General features: G+C 41.8%; 15 protein-coding genes. 12 read left to right on the top strand and 3 right to left on the bottom strand.

Annotated elements, in window-relative coordinates; genetic code table 11:
* Window positions 1-332 precede the first annotated feature (332 nt).
* The 6 genes from IGI88_RS04335 (at window position 333) to IGI88_RS04310 (ending at window position 7,409) form a co-directional block, all read left to right on the top strand.
* On the top strand, window positions 333-1,406 hold the full coding sequence (locus IGI88_RS04335) for an ABC transporter ATP-binding protein (protein WP_005233711.1): 1,074 nt from the start codon (window positions 333-335) through the stop codon (window positions 1,404-1,406).
* Window positions 1,406-2,287, top strand: coding sequence for a carbohydrate ABC transporter permease (locus IGI88_RS04330; RefSeq protein WP_008379450.1), 882 nt, complete (start codon window positions 1,406-1,408; stop codon window positions 2,285-2,287). The genes IGI88_RS04335 and IGI88_RS04330 overlap by 1 nt, the downstream gene beginning before the upstream one ends.
* A gap of 4 nt (window positions 2,288-2,291) precedes the next feature.
* Window positions 2,292-3,110, top strand: coding sequence for a carbohydrate ABC transporter permease (locus IGI88_RS04325; RefSeq protein WP_005228015.1), 819 nt, complete (start codon window positions 2,292-2,294; stop codon window positions 3,108-3,110).
* Window positions 3,094-4,386 (top strand): MBL fold metallo-hydrolase, encoded by a 1,293-nt coding sequence (locus tag IGI88_RS04320; protein WP_429960251.1) that lies wholly within the window; start codon window positions 3,094-3,096, stop codon window positions 4,384-4,386. Before IGI88_RS04325 ends, IGI88_RS04320 begins: the two co-directional genes overlap by 17 nt.
* Before the next feature lie 16 nt (window positions 4,387-4,402).
* Window positions 4,403-5,686 (top strand): ABC transporter substrate-binding protein, encoded by a 1,284-nt coding sequence (locus IGI88_RS04315; RefSeq protein WP_429960250.1) that lies wholly within the window; start codon window positions 4,403-4,405, stop codon window positions 5,684-5,686.
* A 175-nt stretch (window positions 5,687-5,861) separates the two neighbouring features.
* Window positions 5,862-7,409 carry a bifunctional metallophosphatase/5'-nucleotidase gene (locus tag IGI88_RS04310; protein ID WP_016621908.1) on the top strand — a complete coding sequence of 516 codons (1,548 nt, stop codon included), beginning with the start codon at window positions 5,862-5,864 and terminating at the stop codon, window positions 7,407-7,409.
* A gap of 43 nt (window positions 7,410-7,452) precedes the next feature.
* On the opposite strand, the gene IGI88_RS04305 is transcribed toward IGI88_RS04310, so the two are convergent.
* From IGI88_RS04305 to IGI88_RS04295, 3 genes are read right to left on the bottom strand one after another with little or no spacing between them, the layout of a single operon-like run.
* The gene (locus IGI88_RS04305; RefSeq protein ID WP_005233739.1) at window positions 7,453-7,614 is read right to left on the bottom strand and encodes a hypothetical protein; all 162 of its coding nucleotides are present in this window, start codon (window positions 7,612-7,614) and stop codon (window positions 7,453-7,455) included.
* A gap of 33 nt (window positions 7,615-7,647) precedes the next feature.
* Entirely contained in the window at window positions 7,648-7,998 is a 351-nt protein-coding gene (locus IGI88_RS04300; RefSeq protein WP_005233740.1) for a hypothetical protein, read from the bottom strand.
* Between the two features lie 19 nt (window positions 7,999-8,017).
* On the bottom strand, window positions 8,018-9,040 hold the full coding sequence (locus tag IGI88_RS04295) for a lactonase family protein (protein ID WP_429960249.1): 1,023 nt from the start codon (window positions 9,038-9,040) through the stop codon (window positions 8,018-8,020).
* 118 nt (window positions 9,041-9,158) lie between these two features.
* On the opposite strand from IGI88_RS04295, the gene IGI88_RS04290 reads away from it, so the two are divergent.
* The 6 genes from IGI88_RS04290 (at window position 9,159) to IGI88_RS04265 (ending at window position 15,983) form a co-directional block, all read left to right on the top strand.
* Complete coding sequence (locus IGI88_RS04290; RefSeq protein WP_034878298.1) at window positions 9,159-9,512, top strand: PTS glucitol/sorbitol transporter subunit IIA; 354 nt, start codon at window positions 9,159-9,161, stop codon at window positions 9,510-9,512.
* Window positions 9,513-9,527: 15 nt separating this feature from the next.
* Window positions 9,528-10,709, top strand: a complete 1,182-nt coding sequence (locus IGI88_RS04285) for an AI-2E family transporter (RefSeq protein WP_005233743.1) — start codon at window positions 9,528-9,530, stop codon at window positions 10,707-10,709.
* 282 nt (window positions 10,710-10,991) lie between these two features.
* On the top strand, window positions 10,992-11,573 hold the full coding sequence (locus tag IGI88_RS04280; RefSeq protein WP_429960248.1) for a TetR/AcrR family transcriptional regulator: 582 nt from the start codon (window positions 10,992-10,994) through the stop codon (window positions 11,571-11,573).
* A gap of 19 nt (window positions 11,574-11,592) precedes the next feature.
* Entirely contained in the window at window positions 11,593-12,129 is a 537-nt protein-coding gene (locus IGI88_RS04275) for a flavodoxin domain-containing protein (RefSeq protein WP_429960247.1), read from the top strand.
* 530 nt (window positions 12,130-12,659) lie between these two features.
* On the top strand, window positions 12,660-13,586 hold the full coding sequence (locus IGI88_RS04270) for an ROK family protein (RefSeq protein WP_429960246.1): 927 nt from the start codon (window positions 12,660-12,662) through the stop codon (window positions 13,584-13,586).
* Window positions 13,587-13,715: 129 nt separating this feature from the next.
* Window positions 13,716-15,983 (top strand): helix-turn-helix domain-containing protein, encoded by a 2,268-nt coding sequence (locus IGI88_RS04265; RefSeq protein WP_008379459.1) that lies wholly within the window; start codon window positions 13,716-13,718, stop codon window positions 15,981-15,983.
* Window positions 15,984-15,992 lie beyond the last annotated feature (9 nt).

Genomic DNA, 15,992 nt, shown 5'->3' with positions numbered 1-15,992 from the left:
TTATACACAGGTATGTATATTTGATAAAATTCATTCATTTTTTCATGAAAATTTTCGAAAAATGACGAAATGTTCGGGATTAGCGGGTAGAATTCCCTTTGAATCACTCATCGTTTTCTCATTGTTTGGTAAATTAATTAAAAATTCTTTCATAATTCCCATTGGTTTTTACAAAACATTTACAATAATAGTATCGAATAAAAACATTCGTTTGTTATGATTAAAATCGAATTTCTTTGAGCGTTTGACCGAAACATCAAGAGTTCGTTTTTTTTGTGACTTGAAATGCCAGTCAACTATTCGGAGGAAAAAGAGAAAATGGAGGGGCAGTTTTGATAGAAGTAGTCGGGTTGAAGAAGGTTTTTGATAATAAGTTCGAAGCCTTGAAAGCAGTAGATTTTACAATAGAAAAAGGCGATTTGGTTTGTTTGTTGGGACCTAGTGGTTGCGGGAAATCGACGATATTGAATTTGATCGCGGGGTTGTTAAGTCCCACCGATGGTGATATCCGCTTTAATGGTACTTCCGTTGTTAAGACGGAGCCGAAAGACCGCAATATCGGGTTTGTTTTTCAGAACTATGCCCTTTATCCCCATATGACTGTGTTAGAAAATGTCATGTTTCCCTTGACAGTCGGAGAGAAAAAAATCAAGAAAAACGAAGCACAGAAAATTGCTGAAAAGTTCATGAAGCTGACCAATATTGAAGAATTAAGTCAGAAAAAACCAGGAACCCTTTCCGGTGGACAACAGCAACGGGTCGCCATTACTCGTGCTTTGGTGCAAAGTCCAGAAGTGTTACTGCTGGATGAACCATTGAGTAACTTAGATGCCCGTTTGCGCTTGAAGATCCGTGAAGAAATTCGTCGGTTAGTCAAAGAAGTAGGAATCACTACGATCTTCGTGACTCATGACCAAGAAGAAGCTCTTTCTATCAGTGATAAGATTATTTTGATGAATGAAGGGATCATTCAACAAAATGATGATCCGCAAAACCTTTACTTAGAACCAAACAATCTTTTCGTAGCGAAATTCATTGGTAATCCAATCATCAACATCTTGCCAGTAGAAGTCAAAGAGGGACAAATGATCCATCCAGCATTCACGATCCCAGTTGACCGCTTTACCGACATTCGCTTCAAGAAACCATTGACAGACGGCCAATATACGTTAGGTATTCGTCCAGAAGATGTGCTGACCACCTTACAAACGGGGTTGTTCCAAACAGAAATCAAGAGTGTGGAGCTGATCGGACGAGAACGAATCTTGAACTTTGATCTGGCTGCAAAACATATGAAATCGATCGTTAGTATTGAAGAGATCATTGAAGAAGGCGCGCAAGTGTCATTTGATTTTCATTACAAAAAAGCCTTTATCTTTGATGAAAAAGGAGAGCGGGTCTACTAATGTTCAAAAAAAATTATAACCCTGAGAACCAACCGAAAGCATGGCTGTTTTTACTGCCTTCATTGGTCATTATTTTCTTATTCAGTGTATATCCGCTGTTTCGTTCCTTCATCATGAGTTTCCAAAAAGGAACCTTGATTAACCAACAGTATGCTGGGCTTGAGAACTATCAAAGGGTTTTAACGGACCCAGTCTTCTTTCGAGCACTGCAAAATACGGCGCTCTTTGCTTTTGCGGTCGTACCGATCTCGCTGATTCTCTCATTAGCGATTGCTTGGATCATTTTTGAAAAAGTCAAATACAAAAGTTTTTTTGAAACGATCTTCTTTATGCCCTATGTCACAAGTACGATTGCGATCGGGATCGTGTTTCGTTACTTTTTCAATGGCTCTTACGGGATCATTAATTATCTGCTAGGTCTTGTCGGCATTGCGCCAGTCAACTGGCTAGATAACGTCAACATGAGTATGACGACCTTGATCATCTTCGGCGTTTGGACGAGCCTCGCCTTCAACATTATTATCTTGTTGGCAGGAATGCGCAACATCGACAAAGAACATTATAAAATCGCAAAAATGTTTGGCGCTACCGATGGCGAAATTTTTCGGAAAATCACCTTTCCGCAGTTGATCCCGACCTTTGCTTTCTTGTTGACGGTCAATCTGATCAGTGCCTTTAAAGTTTATACCCAAGTATATGCTTTGTTTGGCGGCCAGCCAGGGATCGCTCGTAGTGCCACGACAGCAGTCTTTTATATCTACGACAAATTCCATATCGCCGGACGTCCGGGGATTGCAATGGCGGCAACCGTGATCTTGTTTATCATTATTTTGCTCGTCACCTTTATCCAAAATAAACTTTTGAAGAAAGTGGGCGAATAAACGAATGAAAAAAATTGTCACGATTGTTTCGATGCTGTTTTTAGCAATTTTAGCAGTGATCACGCTGTTTCCCTTTGTCTATATGATTTTAGCTGGTCTAATGACCTACAGTGAAGCAACCAGTATTCCACCGACGATCATGCCAGAGTCCTTCCAATGGAGCAACTACGGGGAAGTCTTTACCCGAGCACCGTTTTTACGCTACTTCTTCAATACGGTCTTTGTTTCAGCGGTCACTACCATAGCGACGCTGATCACGGCAATTTTAGCTGCTTTTGCATTAACGAGTCTTGAATTCAAATACAAGCGTCTCGTGATTGGTTTGATGATCTCCTTACTGATGGTTCCTTATGAATCCATCATCTTTACCAATTACAATACGATTGCTCGAATGGGCTTATTGAATACGTATAGTGCCTTGATCATTCCGTTTCTGACCAGTATTTTTTACATCTATTATTTAAACGGTTATTTACAAAGTATTTCTAATACCTTTTATAAGGCAGCCAAAATTGACGGTGCCAGCGACCTAGCTTATATCCGCCGAATTTTGATCCCCATGTCTAAACCAGCCTTGGTGACAGTCGGGATTCTGACGTTCATCTCTAGCTGGAATTCTTTCTTATGGCCGTTGTTAGTGACGAATGAGAAAAAATACCGTCTCTTAAATAATGGATTGGCTGCCTTTACCACAGAAAGCGGCAGTGACGTTCATTTACAAATGGCGGCAGCGACCTTGACCGTCATTCCAATTCTGATCATTTACTTGATCTTTAGAAAAGAAATTATCAAAGGAGTGGCTAAAGATGGCATCAAAGGATAAAACAACGATCACCTTCCATAGCGGAATTTTAACGATTGGAGGAACCGTCATCGAAGTTGCGTACAAAGATGCCCATATCTTTTTTGATTTCGGTTCGGAGTATCATCCAGAAACACCCTTACCAGATGAAGAATTACAAACGTTAGTTGCGCATCGCTGGATACCAGAACTGAAAAATGTCTACGATCCACGCTTAGACTACACGTACCAAGGAAGCGAAACGAAAGAATACCAAGAAACAGCAGTTTTTCTTTCCCACGCCCATCTGGATCATTCCAAGATGATCAACTTTTTAGACCCAAATATTCCTATGTACACCTTGAAGGAAACCAAAGCGATCCTCGAAGTATTGAATCAAAAAGGGGACTTCTTGCTGCCCGTTCCTCATGAGGAAAAAAGCTTTGTCCGTGAATTGATCGGCTTAGAACCCCATGATGTGATTCGGATCGGGGAAATCGAAGTCGAGATCATTCCAGTCGATCATGATGCGTACGGTGCGGCAGCCTTGTTAATTCGCACGCCGGATCATTTTATCGCTTATACCGGTGATTTGCGTTTGCATGGCTATCATCCAGAGCGTACCAAAGAATTCTGTCAATTAGCCAAACACACGGATCTATTGATGATGGAAGGGGTCAGCATCAGCTTCCCAGAAAGAGAACCGGACCCCAAAGCGATCACGGTGGAAAGTGAAACAGAATTGATTGAGACCTTCGTGCGTTTGGTCAAAGAAAATCCCCAACGACAAATTACCTTCAATGGCTATCCAGCCAATGTTGAGCGCTTTATGGCACTTGTTGAAGCCGCGCCACGGACGGTTGTTTTAGAGGCGACCCAAGCTGCTTTATTGAAAGAAATTTTCAATAAAGATGTACCGTTCTATACGATCGATGATCAAGTACCAGCGACTCTCGATCCAGCCTTCGCCATTTCTTATCAGGCATTATGTGCCGACACGAGCCAGTACCTTTGGCAAGCAGTCGCGCATTTTGAAAACTTGCAGCCGGGTGGTTTGTATATTCACAGTGATGCGCAGCCGTTAGGCGATTTTGATCCAGCTTATCAAGTCTTTTTGGATCAACTGGCAGCACTGGAGATCGAATTTGTCCGTTTGCCAAACTCGGGACATGCGAAACCAGCTGATTTAGATCAGATCATTGCATGGATCGAGCCCCAACGATTGGTTCCAATCCATACGCTGAAACCAGAAAATCTGGTGAATCCGTATGGTGAAAGAATATTGCCGCAACGCGGTGAAAAAATTATTTTAGAGTGATAGAGGAGAGGAAAAAATGAAAACAAAGAAACTTGCATTTGCAGCAGCTGCAGCCGCGACATTGGTATTAGGGGCTTGTGGAAACAACAACGATTCATCTGGTTCTACCGAAAGTGATGAAATCGTTACAGAACTAAGCGATGATACGACTGTCACCTTTTGGCATGCAATGAATGGCGCGCAAGAAGAATCATTGACGAAATTGACGGAGCAATTCATGGACGAAAATCCAAACATCAAGATCGAATTGCAAAACCAATCCAGCTACTCTGATCTACAAGCAAAGGTGAATTCAACCTTGCCTTCACCAAAAGATCTACCAACTATCACCCAAGCATATCCTGGTTGGTTATGGAATGCTGCCCAAGATGACATGTTGGTTGACCTTGGCGAATACATCAACGATGATACTATCGGTTGGGGTGACCAAGAAGAAATCCGCAGTGCCCTTTTAGAAGGCGCGCAGATCGACGGCGTGCAATACGGGATTCCTTTCAACAAATCAACAGAAATGCTGTTCTACAATGCAGACATGTTAGACGAGTATGGTATTGACGTACCGACAAACCTTGAAGAATTAAAAGAAGCTTCTCAAGAAATCTTTGAAAAATCAAACGGTGAAGTAGTAGGTGCTGGTTTTGACTCATTAAACAACTACTACGCCATCGCAATGAAAAACCAAGGTGTTGATTTTGACAAAGACTTGCAACTAGACAGCGATGAATCAAAAGAAGTCATCAACTACTACCTGGATGGTGTCAAAGAGGGCTACTTCCGAATCGCTGGTTCTGATCAATACTTGTCTGGACCATTTGCCAACGAGCAAGTCGCAATGTATGTCGGCTCAATCGCAGGGGAAGGTTTTGTTAAAAAAGATACCGAAGGCAAATTTGAATATGACGTAGCAGCTCGTCCAGAACCAATCAACTTGCAACAAGGAACTGACTTGTACATGTTCAACAGCGCAACACCAGAGCAACGTACTGCTGCTTTTGAATACATGAAATTCTTGACTTCTCCAGAAGCGCAAAAAACATGGGCAATCGATACCGGCTACATGCCAGTTGTTGAATCTGTTTTGGAAAGCGATGAATACAAAAACAATCCTGAAACAAAAGTGGCTGCCAAATTAGAAGATGCAACCAAAGAATTGTTCTCGATCCCAGTGATTGAAAATGCTGATCCTGCTTACAATGAAATGCGTTCAATCATGGAAAACATTTTGTCTAATACAGATCAAGATGTCGATCAATTGATTGAAAACGCAAAACCACAATTAGAAGATGCTTGGAACCAATAATTCTGAATTTCTTCGTCAAAATAGGGTATAATCAGGGAAACACCTGAGATGAAACACCAAAGGGTTTGTATCATAAGGTTTGAAGACGCAAGGAAGCAGAATTTGCTGGCTTTCGAGGGTTTTCGACTTATGCGCATGCCCTTTTGGTGTATTGAGGGGAAAAGGAGTCTTTTGAATGAAAATCACGTTTTTAGAAACGAGCGATATGCATGGCTATGTCTATCCAACCAATTTTGCCGATGACACGGAACAAGGATTCGGCGTGGCAAAAGTTGCCACCAAAATGAAAGAACTGCGCCAAGCAGCCACCGGACCGGTCGTAACGATCGAAAATGGCGACTTTATCCAAGGATCGCCCTTAAGCTATTACATTGCCAAAAGCCAGCACTCCGTTGCCGCATTGACCGCTGTCGTCAACCACCTAGACGTTGATGTTCATGTCTTAGGCAATCATGAGTTCAACTACGGTCTGCCTTATTTGCAAGAAGCGATCGCCAGCTACCAAACGCCGGTACTTGCAGCCAATATTTTAAATGAAGCGGGGGAACCATTCTTTGGGCAAGCTTACACCATCATTGAAAAAGAAGGGGTAAAGATCGCGATTTTAGGAATGGTGACGCCCTATATTCCTCATTGGGAACAACCTGCGACGATTCGCGGGATGCAATTTGTCAGTATTGTTGAGACGGCGAAAAACTATGTACCTTACTTACGAGAACAAGCCGATATCGTTGTCATCAGCTACCATGGCGGCTTCGAGCGTGATTTAGTCACTGGGGAACCGACCGAATTATTGACTGGCGAAAATGAGGGCTATCAATTACTGCAGGAAGTCTCAGGAATCGATGCGTTCTTCACAGGACACCAACATCGTGAGATCGCCACAAAAATCAATGGTGTCCCTGTTGTGCAGCCCGGTTATCGTGGAAGCTTTATCGGCGCCATCGAATTGACGGTTGAAAAAAATCAGACAGGGGTTCATGTCACAAACAGTACGGCTGCGTTGATCCCTGTTGCGGATGCTGTCCCAGATCAAGAGACGTTGGCCTTGTTAGCACCCATCGAAGAAGAGTTACAAACATGGCTAGATCAGCCGTTAGGCAAAGTCAGTGGGGATATGCGAATCACCGATCCGATGGGGGCACGCTTGAAAGAGCATCCTTATATTGAATTCATCAATCGTGTTCAGATGGCTGCCAGTGGCGCCAAAATTTCTGGCACTGCTCTTTTCAACAATGAAGGCAAAGGCTTTGGCGCAACCATCACGATGCGGGATGTGATTACCAATTATATTTACCCAAATACGTTAGCTGTAGTCAAAATAACAGGTGCCGAATTAAAAGCTGCTTTAGAACAAACGGCGGATTATTTAGCCGTTGTTGACGGTCAGATCGTTTTCAATCCTGCTTTTATTGAACCAAAACCGCAATATTATAACTACGATATGTATGAAGGCATCGAGTATACGATCGATCTTAGTCAACCCGTTGGTCAACGAATCACCCGTTTGGACTTTGAAGAAAAAGCCATTGCGATGGACCAAGAATTAGAGATCGTCATCAACCAATACCGTGCCGTGGGCGGTGGCAACTACGCCATGTTTTCTGCCGAAAAAATCGTTCGTGAGATACAAGTCGATATGACGGAACTGATTGCTGACTATTTGAAACAGCATCCTCAGATCGAAGCCACGACGAATCAAAACTTTCTAGTGACGTTATAATAGCAAAACAGCCTGCGATGAATGAATCATCGCAGGCTGTTTCTTAATTTTCTACATTACGTACATAGTCATCAAAGTATTTTACCAAATCCGCTTTGACTTGTTGATAGTCTTCTTCGGAATAGTCTTTGTCTTCTAGTTTTGCTTCGAAAAATGGCATGGCCAATTCTTCTCGTAAACGATCCAACACTTGTTCTTGGTTCATAACGTCACCTTTTTCACTTTTGATTTGATTTCATCATAACAAATGAAATGAGGCTGTCAATGCTTCGTAAGTGTCTTTCATTTTTTCTAAACGATTTTTTAAAGAAACAAAATCATCGTCATCATGAAAAAGGACTTGTTTTAATTCAAAATAATAGATCTCAAAAGCATCAAAGAAAGCAATGACTTCCGCTGTTTGCAGCTCTTTGGCAGTATCGCAGCGAATATAGGCTTTTTCAGCGATCGCATACGTTTCCGCAGTCGTTAATAGGACCAATGATTCGTTGTATTTGCGGCTCGTCACTAGTTCAAAGGTTGATTGACATTTATTGTAGATATTAGAAAAATCTTTGAGCACGAGTTCCTTTGGTGTTTTATCAAACATGGGGGAATCCTCCAAAACTTTATTTTTTGAATAAGACGCAGACACATTCTGGTGCGTAGATGTCTTTTTCTAAGACAGTCAATTTGCCAGTGGCTTCATCGCGTTTGTATAACGTTAGGTTATCAGAATTTTGGTTGGCACAAACCAGATAATCGTTTGTCGGGTCCAAATCGAAATCGCGAGGGAAGTCGCCTTCTGTTGAGATTGATTGAATAAAAGCCAGGCCAGCGCCTTCATCGGTTACTTCAAAAACAGCGATTGAATTATGGCCGCGATTTGAGCTGTAAACAAAACGTCCATCGTTCGAGATCCGTACCGCAGCGCCACTGTTGAAATCCGTAAAGTCCGCAGGGATCGTTGGCACCTTTTGGATTTTCTCAAAACTGCCATCTGCTTGATTGTAGCGTAAAACAGTCAATGAGCTGTCTAATTCGCCCACTAAGTAAGCGTATTGGTTATTTGGATGGAAGACTAAGTGACGAGGACCAGTTCCGTCTTCTGCCACATAGACAGCTACTTCTGTCAGTTTGCCATCTTCTGAAATATCATAAGTATAGACCCGGTCCGTTCCAAGGTCACAAACTGCTAAACGTTGGTCTGGTGTTAAGTCAGTATAATGGACATGAGGTTTGTCTTGGTTTTCATGAGAGCCGACGGGTTCATCATGGTAGATGCTGTCCGTTGCTTCGATGCTGCCATCTTCTAGAATTTTATAAACATTCACTTCACCTTTGTGGTAGTTGGCACCATATAAAAGCTGACGGTTTTCATCAACTGCTACATAGCAAAGGGGTGCGCCTTCTTCCGTTGCGGTATTCAGCAAGGTAAAGTCTGGGGTATAAGCAGCGGCGCCACCGTTGCCAGCTACTTCTGTGACGCTGTAAACTGCTTCTTTTTTACTGCGGGCAAGATAAGTCGGACTTTTTTCTTCCGCGCATAAGGTCAAATCGGTCAGTGTTCCTTTTTCCGTATCTAAAGCGATCGAATAGATCCCTTTACTTTCGCGACGAGTGTACGTACCCAAATAAATCGTTTGCAACATAAAAAAACCTCCTAATAGTTTCATTCCTCTTTAATTCTACCATAGAATGCGGTTTTGGGCGGGTAGAAAAACTCTTTATGTTATAATAAACGAGAAGATAGAAAGGGGAGTTTGTCATATGAAAAAAGGAACGATCAAAGAAATTGGTCCACAAGCGATCGATTCGCAAGAAAGAATGATCATCTTCTTTGGGGAAGAAGCGACCGATACATTGCGAGAATATTCAGTCATCCAAACGATTCCTGATTCGCAAGAGTTAGTCGTAAAGAAAGAGGATCAGATTACTTTTGGTGATCAGACCTATCAAGTCCAATATGTAGGAACGGTGGCTAACCAAATCCTGCAAACGATCCAGCATGTGACCTTTGTCTTTGACGAAGTGCCGGCTGAAGAACCGCTTTCAAGTGCGATTTATTTAACGCCAACTGTTTTGCCGAACCTCGAAGTCGGCATGCAAGTGGCGTACAACTAGGAGGCAAAGAATGTCATGAAAGAAACGCAGAAAAAGCCGCATTCCTGGTTTTGGAAATGGTTTTTAAACAATCAAGCAGTGACCAGCTTGCTGGTCATTTTATTGATTCTCTTAATTTTGCTGCTCTTCACGAAAGTTTCATATTTGTTTGAGCCTGTCTGGCAATTTTTAGCCATCGTCGGATTGCCAATCATTTTGGCTGGGATCTTGTATTACTTGATGAATCCCACTGTTGACTATTTGGAGCGCAAAGGAATCAAACGAATTTACAGTATTTTTGGTCTTTTTGTTTTGGTGGTTGGTCTGATTGTCTGGGGGGTGGTGGTCATCATTCCTAAGATTCAAGAGCAATCCATGAGTTTTGCGGATAATCTGCCGGGGTATTTGACGATTATTGAGAATAAGGTGAATGAAATCTTGTCTGATCCAATCTTCTCGCAAGTCCAAGATCAGATCGAAGCTTCCAATGAGAAGTTGATTTCTTCTCTGACGGATATCGTCCAAAATCTTTCCCGCAGTACGATTCAAAATCTAGGTAGTTTCTTCGGGGCCGTTGCGACGATCGTTTTAGCGGTCATTACCATGCCGTTTATTTTGTTCTACCTACTGAAAGATGGCCGCAAACTAGCCCCTTATTTTGTCAAATTTTTACCAACCAAAATGCGCCAGCCGTCACTGATCGTTTTAAAAGAAATGAATGACCAGGTATCCTCCTATATTCGGGGACAGCTGACAGTGGCGTTTGCGGTCGCAGTGATGTTTATGATCGGCTTTAGTATTATTGGCTTAGATTATGCCATCACACTGGGGATTGCAGCGGGATTTCTAAATTTGATCCCTTATTTAGGCTCCTTTTTGGCCATGATCCCTGCGGTCTTTTTAGGAATCGTCGGCGGACCAGTGTTACTGATCCAAGTTCTGATCGTTTTTGTTATTGAGCAAACCATTGAAGGACGCTTGATTTCGCCATTAGTTCTAGGAAATGAGTTATCGATCCATCCTGTCACGATCCTGTTAGTCCTCTTGACTTCAGGAAAATTGTTTGGTCTTGTTGGGGTCATTTTAGGGATTCCTGTCTATGCGGCTGCCAAGGTGATCATTACCCATGTGTTTGAATGGTATACGCGGGTTTCCTCCTTGTATGAAGAGGAAGAACCAATCCTCGAAGCACCACCAGAGGACACCCCAGAAGTTTAGCAGCTTCGAGTGCAAAAGAGTCCATACGTATTATCAACGGTACAGCCTTTTTCTGTGGGCTGTACCTTTTTTGTGCGGATAAAAGAGCCAGCAATCACTGGGAAGTAATGCAAGATTTACAACCTATGAACGATGATTTGGGAGAAACCGACAGCTCTTTATTCAATAGAAAGAGTGAGGGAGTAGTGTCTTGGACCCGATTGACTTCGCAGGAACAAAAGAATATAATCGAGTTATATAAATCGTTTATATAATGTGACTTGTGCTTAAGGAGGGTCTTGGATGCCAAAACAACGAATAACAAAGGAAATGGTGGTTGATGCCGCTTTTGAGATTGCTCGAAAAGGCGGTATGGAGCAAGTGATTGTCAAAAATATTGCGGAAAAGTTAGGCTGTTCAGTCCAGCCCATTTATAGTTATTGCACCAATATGGAAGGACTGCGGACAGAAGTAGAGCAGAGAGCACGGCAATTTTTACAAGAGTTTTTAGAAGCCCATAGTGACTCCCAGGATCTGTTTCGCAGTACCGGACACGCATATTTGCAATTGGCGAAAGAAGAACCCCAAATTTTGAGAATTTTTGTCTTACAAAAAAGAGCGAATGTTTCGTCATTAGAAGAGCTGTATCAGTTGGAGACGAATCCTCAAGTAGCGAAAAGGATTGCCGCCGATTTGAACATCAGCATAGAAACCGCCAAACAGCTGCACTTGCATATGCTCATTTACACGATCGGAATCGGCACGATTTTCGCAGTAACGACACCAGGTATTCCACTAGGTGAAATCTATGCACAACAGGAAGAAGCTTACGAGATGTTTTTGAAACAGGCAATAGATGGCACAAAAAGTAGGTCGCAGTCCTAACTGCAGGGAGGAATTCCTCATGAAAAATGGCATTATTGTTTATCAATCGAAATACGGCGCTGTCAAAAAGTATGTCCACTGGCTTCAAGAAGCAACAGTTTTTCCCTGCCTAGAAACCCCAAAAGCCAAAATAGCTGAAGTAATGGATTATGACACAATTATCTTCTGTGGGGGAATCTATGCTTCGGGTATTGCTGGACTGTCCTTTTTAAAAAAGAATAGCAATCAGCTAAAAGGCAAAGAGATACTCATCTTTTGTGCGGGAGCTTCTGTTCCTGAAAAAGTGGTAGTGAAAAAACTCAGAGAACAGAATCTCACGGGTCCGCTAAAGGACATCCCCTTTTTTTACGGAAGAGGACAATGGCAGGAAAGCAAAATGAACTTTTTCGATCGAACCTTAGTGAAAATGTTAAGAAAAGCGGCCGCTAAAAAAGAGCCACACACCTATGACCCACAGACGAAGGTACTCATGGAAGCCAATGGACAAGATTGCGATTGGACGGATAAAAAATACTTGGTTCCGTTGGTGGATTATTTGGAGCAGGAATTGTATTGAACGAGCACAAGCGCTTTATTGAGGTTTTATGAATCAAATGAGCAATAAGTGACCAGAGTGTAAGAACAGAACAAAATTAGTTTACTGCGAATAGATTTTTTGTTGTGACACCAAGAGTCTGCAACTAAGTTCTTAAAATTGTTTGATCTATTCCTAAAATTCAATGAGTAAGTAGAATGCCGATCACGCATGAGAGGATGTCTTATGCGTGACGGTTTTTTTGTTTATAGCTTATCTTAATAGAAAAAACGGGAGTAGCTGATTCCTTTGTTTATAAAATTCTCAGACATTGTATCTAATAGTTCTATTTTTTAGCTTTGTATGATGAACATTTTTGTGAAGCTGAACGTTAAACCAGGTCTTTCAAGTGCTAAAAAAATAAGCAGAGAAGCTATCTCTGTATGTACAATGTATATTCTTTCTAAATGCAAGATATCTTTCGTTGCGGGCTTTTTTATGGCTTGGACGGATTTGACATATTGTTGCAAGAAATACATATGGTCGCTGAAAACATTGGTTGCGTATACTGAATGCAAGACAAAAGAAAACCTTGCGAGGTCAAGAAAATGTGGATTTTAGCAATTGATATTGGCGGTACTGCTATTAAATGTGGGTTAGTGAATAGTCAAGGGGAACGCAGACAATTGACTCAATTTCCTATGAACAAGGAATATTCCACAGTCACGCAACGTATATGTCGACAGATCGATGCATTCTATGCAGCAGCATTTGATGGCATCGCTATTAGCTCAACGGGACTGGTTGATCCACAAAGCCAAGAAATCGGGATGACATCACCTTTATATGAAGGATTTGGTAAAAGACTGGTTAAGCATTTGCGCAGTACATACCAATGTCCAGTTGCTGCCGAAAATGATGGCAACTGTGCGCTATTGGCAGAAAAATGGTTGGGTCACGCTCAAAATTGTGCGTCCTTTGCGACAATTGTCCTAGGTACATCCGTTGGCGGTGGCTTGATGATCGATCATCAATTGATTCGCGGCAAACACTTACTAGCAGGAGAGTTTGGTTATCTGCTTTTTCCGACCGAAAGGAAGGATTGGGAACTTTGGAGCATCGCAGGGTCAACCAGAACATTAGTAGAGAAAACAGCAAAACGTATCGGAGACCCAACAATCAATGGCCAGCGTATTGATACACTGGTTCAAGAACAAGATCCGCGATGTCTGCCAGTAGTAGCTGATTTTGTCGATAAACTGGCGGCGGCTTGCTATAGCCTGCAGTATATGATTGATCCGGAAATCATCTTGATTGGCGGTGGAATCAGTGCGAGCCGTTTCTTGATCCCACATGTAAACGCACGATTAGCTATGATTGCTGAGCAGATTCCTAGTACTGTTATCGTGCCAAACATTTGTGCCTGTCGTTTCGGCAATGAATCTAATTTATTGGGCGCTTGTTATAACTGGTCAAGAAAATACAAGCCTGATAGCTGACTTGTAAAAAAGCATTGTTTTTTATTAAAATAAAGCGTATTTTATTAGAGTATCATACATTCTTTTCTCCTAAATAAGTACCGATAAATGAAAGCGTTTTTGAGCTTTCGAAATAACAGAGAATAGGTGATGCAAATGGGAAAGTACACGGAACTGAATCGTCAAAAACTATTTAGGGGAATCATTCGTGCCATCAGCTCTTATTTAATCGTGTTTTTAGTGCCTTTTTTAGCCGTGTCATGGATTTGGTATGATACATCTGTCAAAAGTATCAATGAACAAGTGATGCTGACCGCTAGAAATCAATTGATTCAGTTGAAATATTCTTTAGAAAATACGTTTATTCAATTGAATTATCTGACGCAAAAAATGACCAATGATCATGTTGTCTCATTGAAATATTTGCAGCATCCTTACTTGACCAAAGAAGCAAGAGAGGCCATGCAAACGTACAAAATCACCAACGACTTAGTCGAAGAAGTCTATTTATATTATAAAGAGTCCCCAGCAACCTTGTATTCAACCGTAGGATCATTCTCTTTTGACACATTTTTGAAAAAAGTACTGCCGAAAAATGAAATGGGCCAGGAACAGTTAGCCGCACAATTGGATTCCTCAGCGCCTACATTGTTGACATTAGAAGGCGCCGGTGAGGAGCAGCGATATTCCCGTTTCTTTTATATCGTTCCCATTCAAAGTGAAGAGATGACTGTCTATGGCTCAGCGATCTATGAAATCAAAGAGAACAATTTGAAGAGAATTCTTGATCTCAGCAATAACGATGGGATCAGTAACACCTATATTATCAATGATGAGTACCAGTTATTAGCCAGTACCACCAATGATGAGTTAGCGCGCTTTTTAAATCATCCCGAACGCATGAAAAAAGGCATTCAAACAGGACGAATGCGGTTTGAACAATCAACGTATTTTGTTCAAGCGATTGCCAATAATGAATTGAATATTTCAGTGGTAGCCGTTGCTAATCCGAATCAAGCACTGGCATCGGTCAACCGTGTACAAGAGCAGTTCGTCCTAGTATTTATCGCCATATTATTTACGGGTATCACTGCAGTCGTGATGCTTGGGTTACGTAGTTATCGCCCAATTCGCAAAATCGAAAATCTGGTTCAGGAGTTTCATCGGGACCCCAAAATGACCCTTCATTCGATGGATGATGTCCATAATACCTTGGCGGCATTTTTGGTTGAGCACCAAGAACTACATCAGGAAGTCCGCCTGCAAACACCTCATGCCAGAGAGCAAGTGCTGCGCAAATTAATGAGCGGTCGTTTTCGGTCCGAGCAAGAATTGGCTCTGCTTTTGGAAGCAGTTCATGTCTGCTTTCCTAAGTCAAATTACTTTGTGATCGCCATTGATACGAAAACTGTGGATTCCAAAGCCAAGCAAGGAGATAAAAAATTTCTGATCGATTATATCGAGGAAATCAAAGAGGCGGATTATACGGCATATGCGACGGAAATTTTATCCAAAGAAATGTTAGCCTTGACCGTAGGGTTTGTTGATGGTAAAGAACAACAAGAAATTGTGGATGCCATTGCGGAAAAAATTACCCATGCGATCTCCCTAACACCCACAATGGGTGTCGGTATGACGGTCGATCAACTAACCGCCATCAATGAATCCTATATCGAAGGGTTGGCAGCACTGGAAAATCAAGGGAGTCAAGGCAAGCAAATCAGCTACTATGCGGAGCTTTCCAAAGAGACCAATCATTTGCCAATCAATTACCCAGACAATCAAAAATTAAAATTGATCCAAGCCTTGAATCAAGGAAATATTGAGATTGCCAGTGAAACGATCCAGCGGTTAATCGAAGAAGGCGAGAGTAAACAGACTTCGCCTCGTGTCCAAAAAATGTATGGCTACTACTTGTTGAATACGATCGCGCAAGTCGGCGGTGAATTGGTGGGGGCAGAAGTACTGCATACCGCTTCTGAAAGTGCTGATTTCAACAGCTTGAATCAATTGCAGTCTGCCTTGTTAACGATTGCCCAGCAGATTTGCACGAAGGTGCAGAAACAGCCGCTGGATGACGAGTCGGAAATGAATGAGAAAATCTTCAGTTTTATCCAAGAAAATTACCATTCCTCACAGCTCTCCTTGGAATCGGTGGCAGAGGAGGTTGGTGTTTCTGTCTCTTATGTCAGCCGTTTTGTAAAAAAAGAAAGCGGCAAAACCTTCTCCAAATATATTCAAGAACTAAGACTGAAAAAAATCAAAGAGGAACTGATTGAAACAGATTTGCCAATCAAAGAAATTATTCGCAACAATGGGTATTATGATGTTTCCAATTATACGAGAAAGTTCCGAAAAATAGTGGGTGTGACACCAGGGCAATACCGTGAAATGAACCAAAAAATGAGAAATTATTGAAAGTATGGG

The organism is Enterococcus sp. AZ179, assembly GCF_050498885.1.
Taxonomy (GTDB): Bacteria; Bacillota; Bacilli; order Lactobacillales; family Enterococcaceae; genus Enterococcus_D; species Enterococcus_D entomosocium.
The sequence above is the reverse complement of the archived record's forward strand: the minus strand, read 5'-3'. Positions and strand labels throughout refer to the sequence as shown.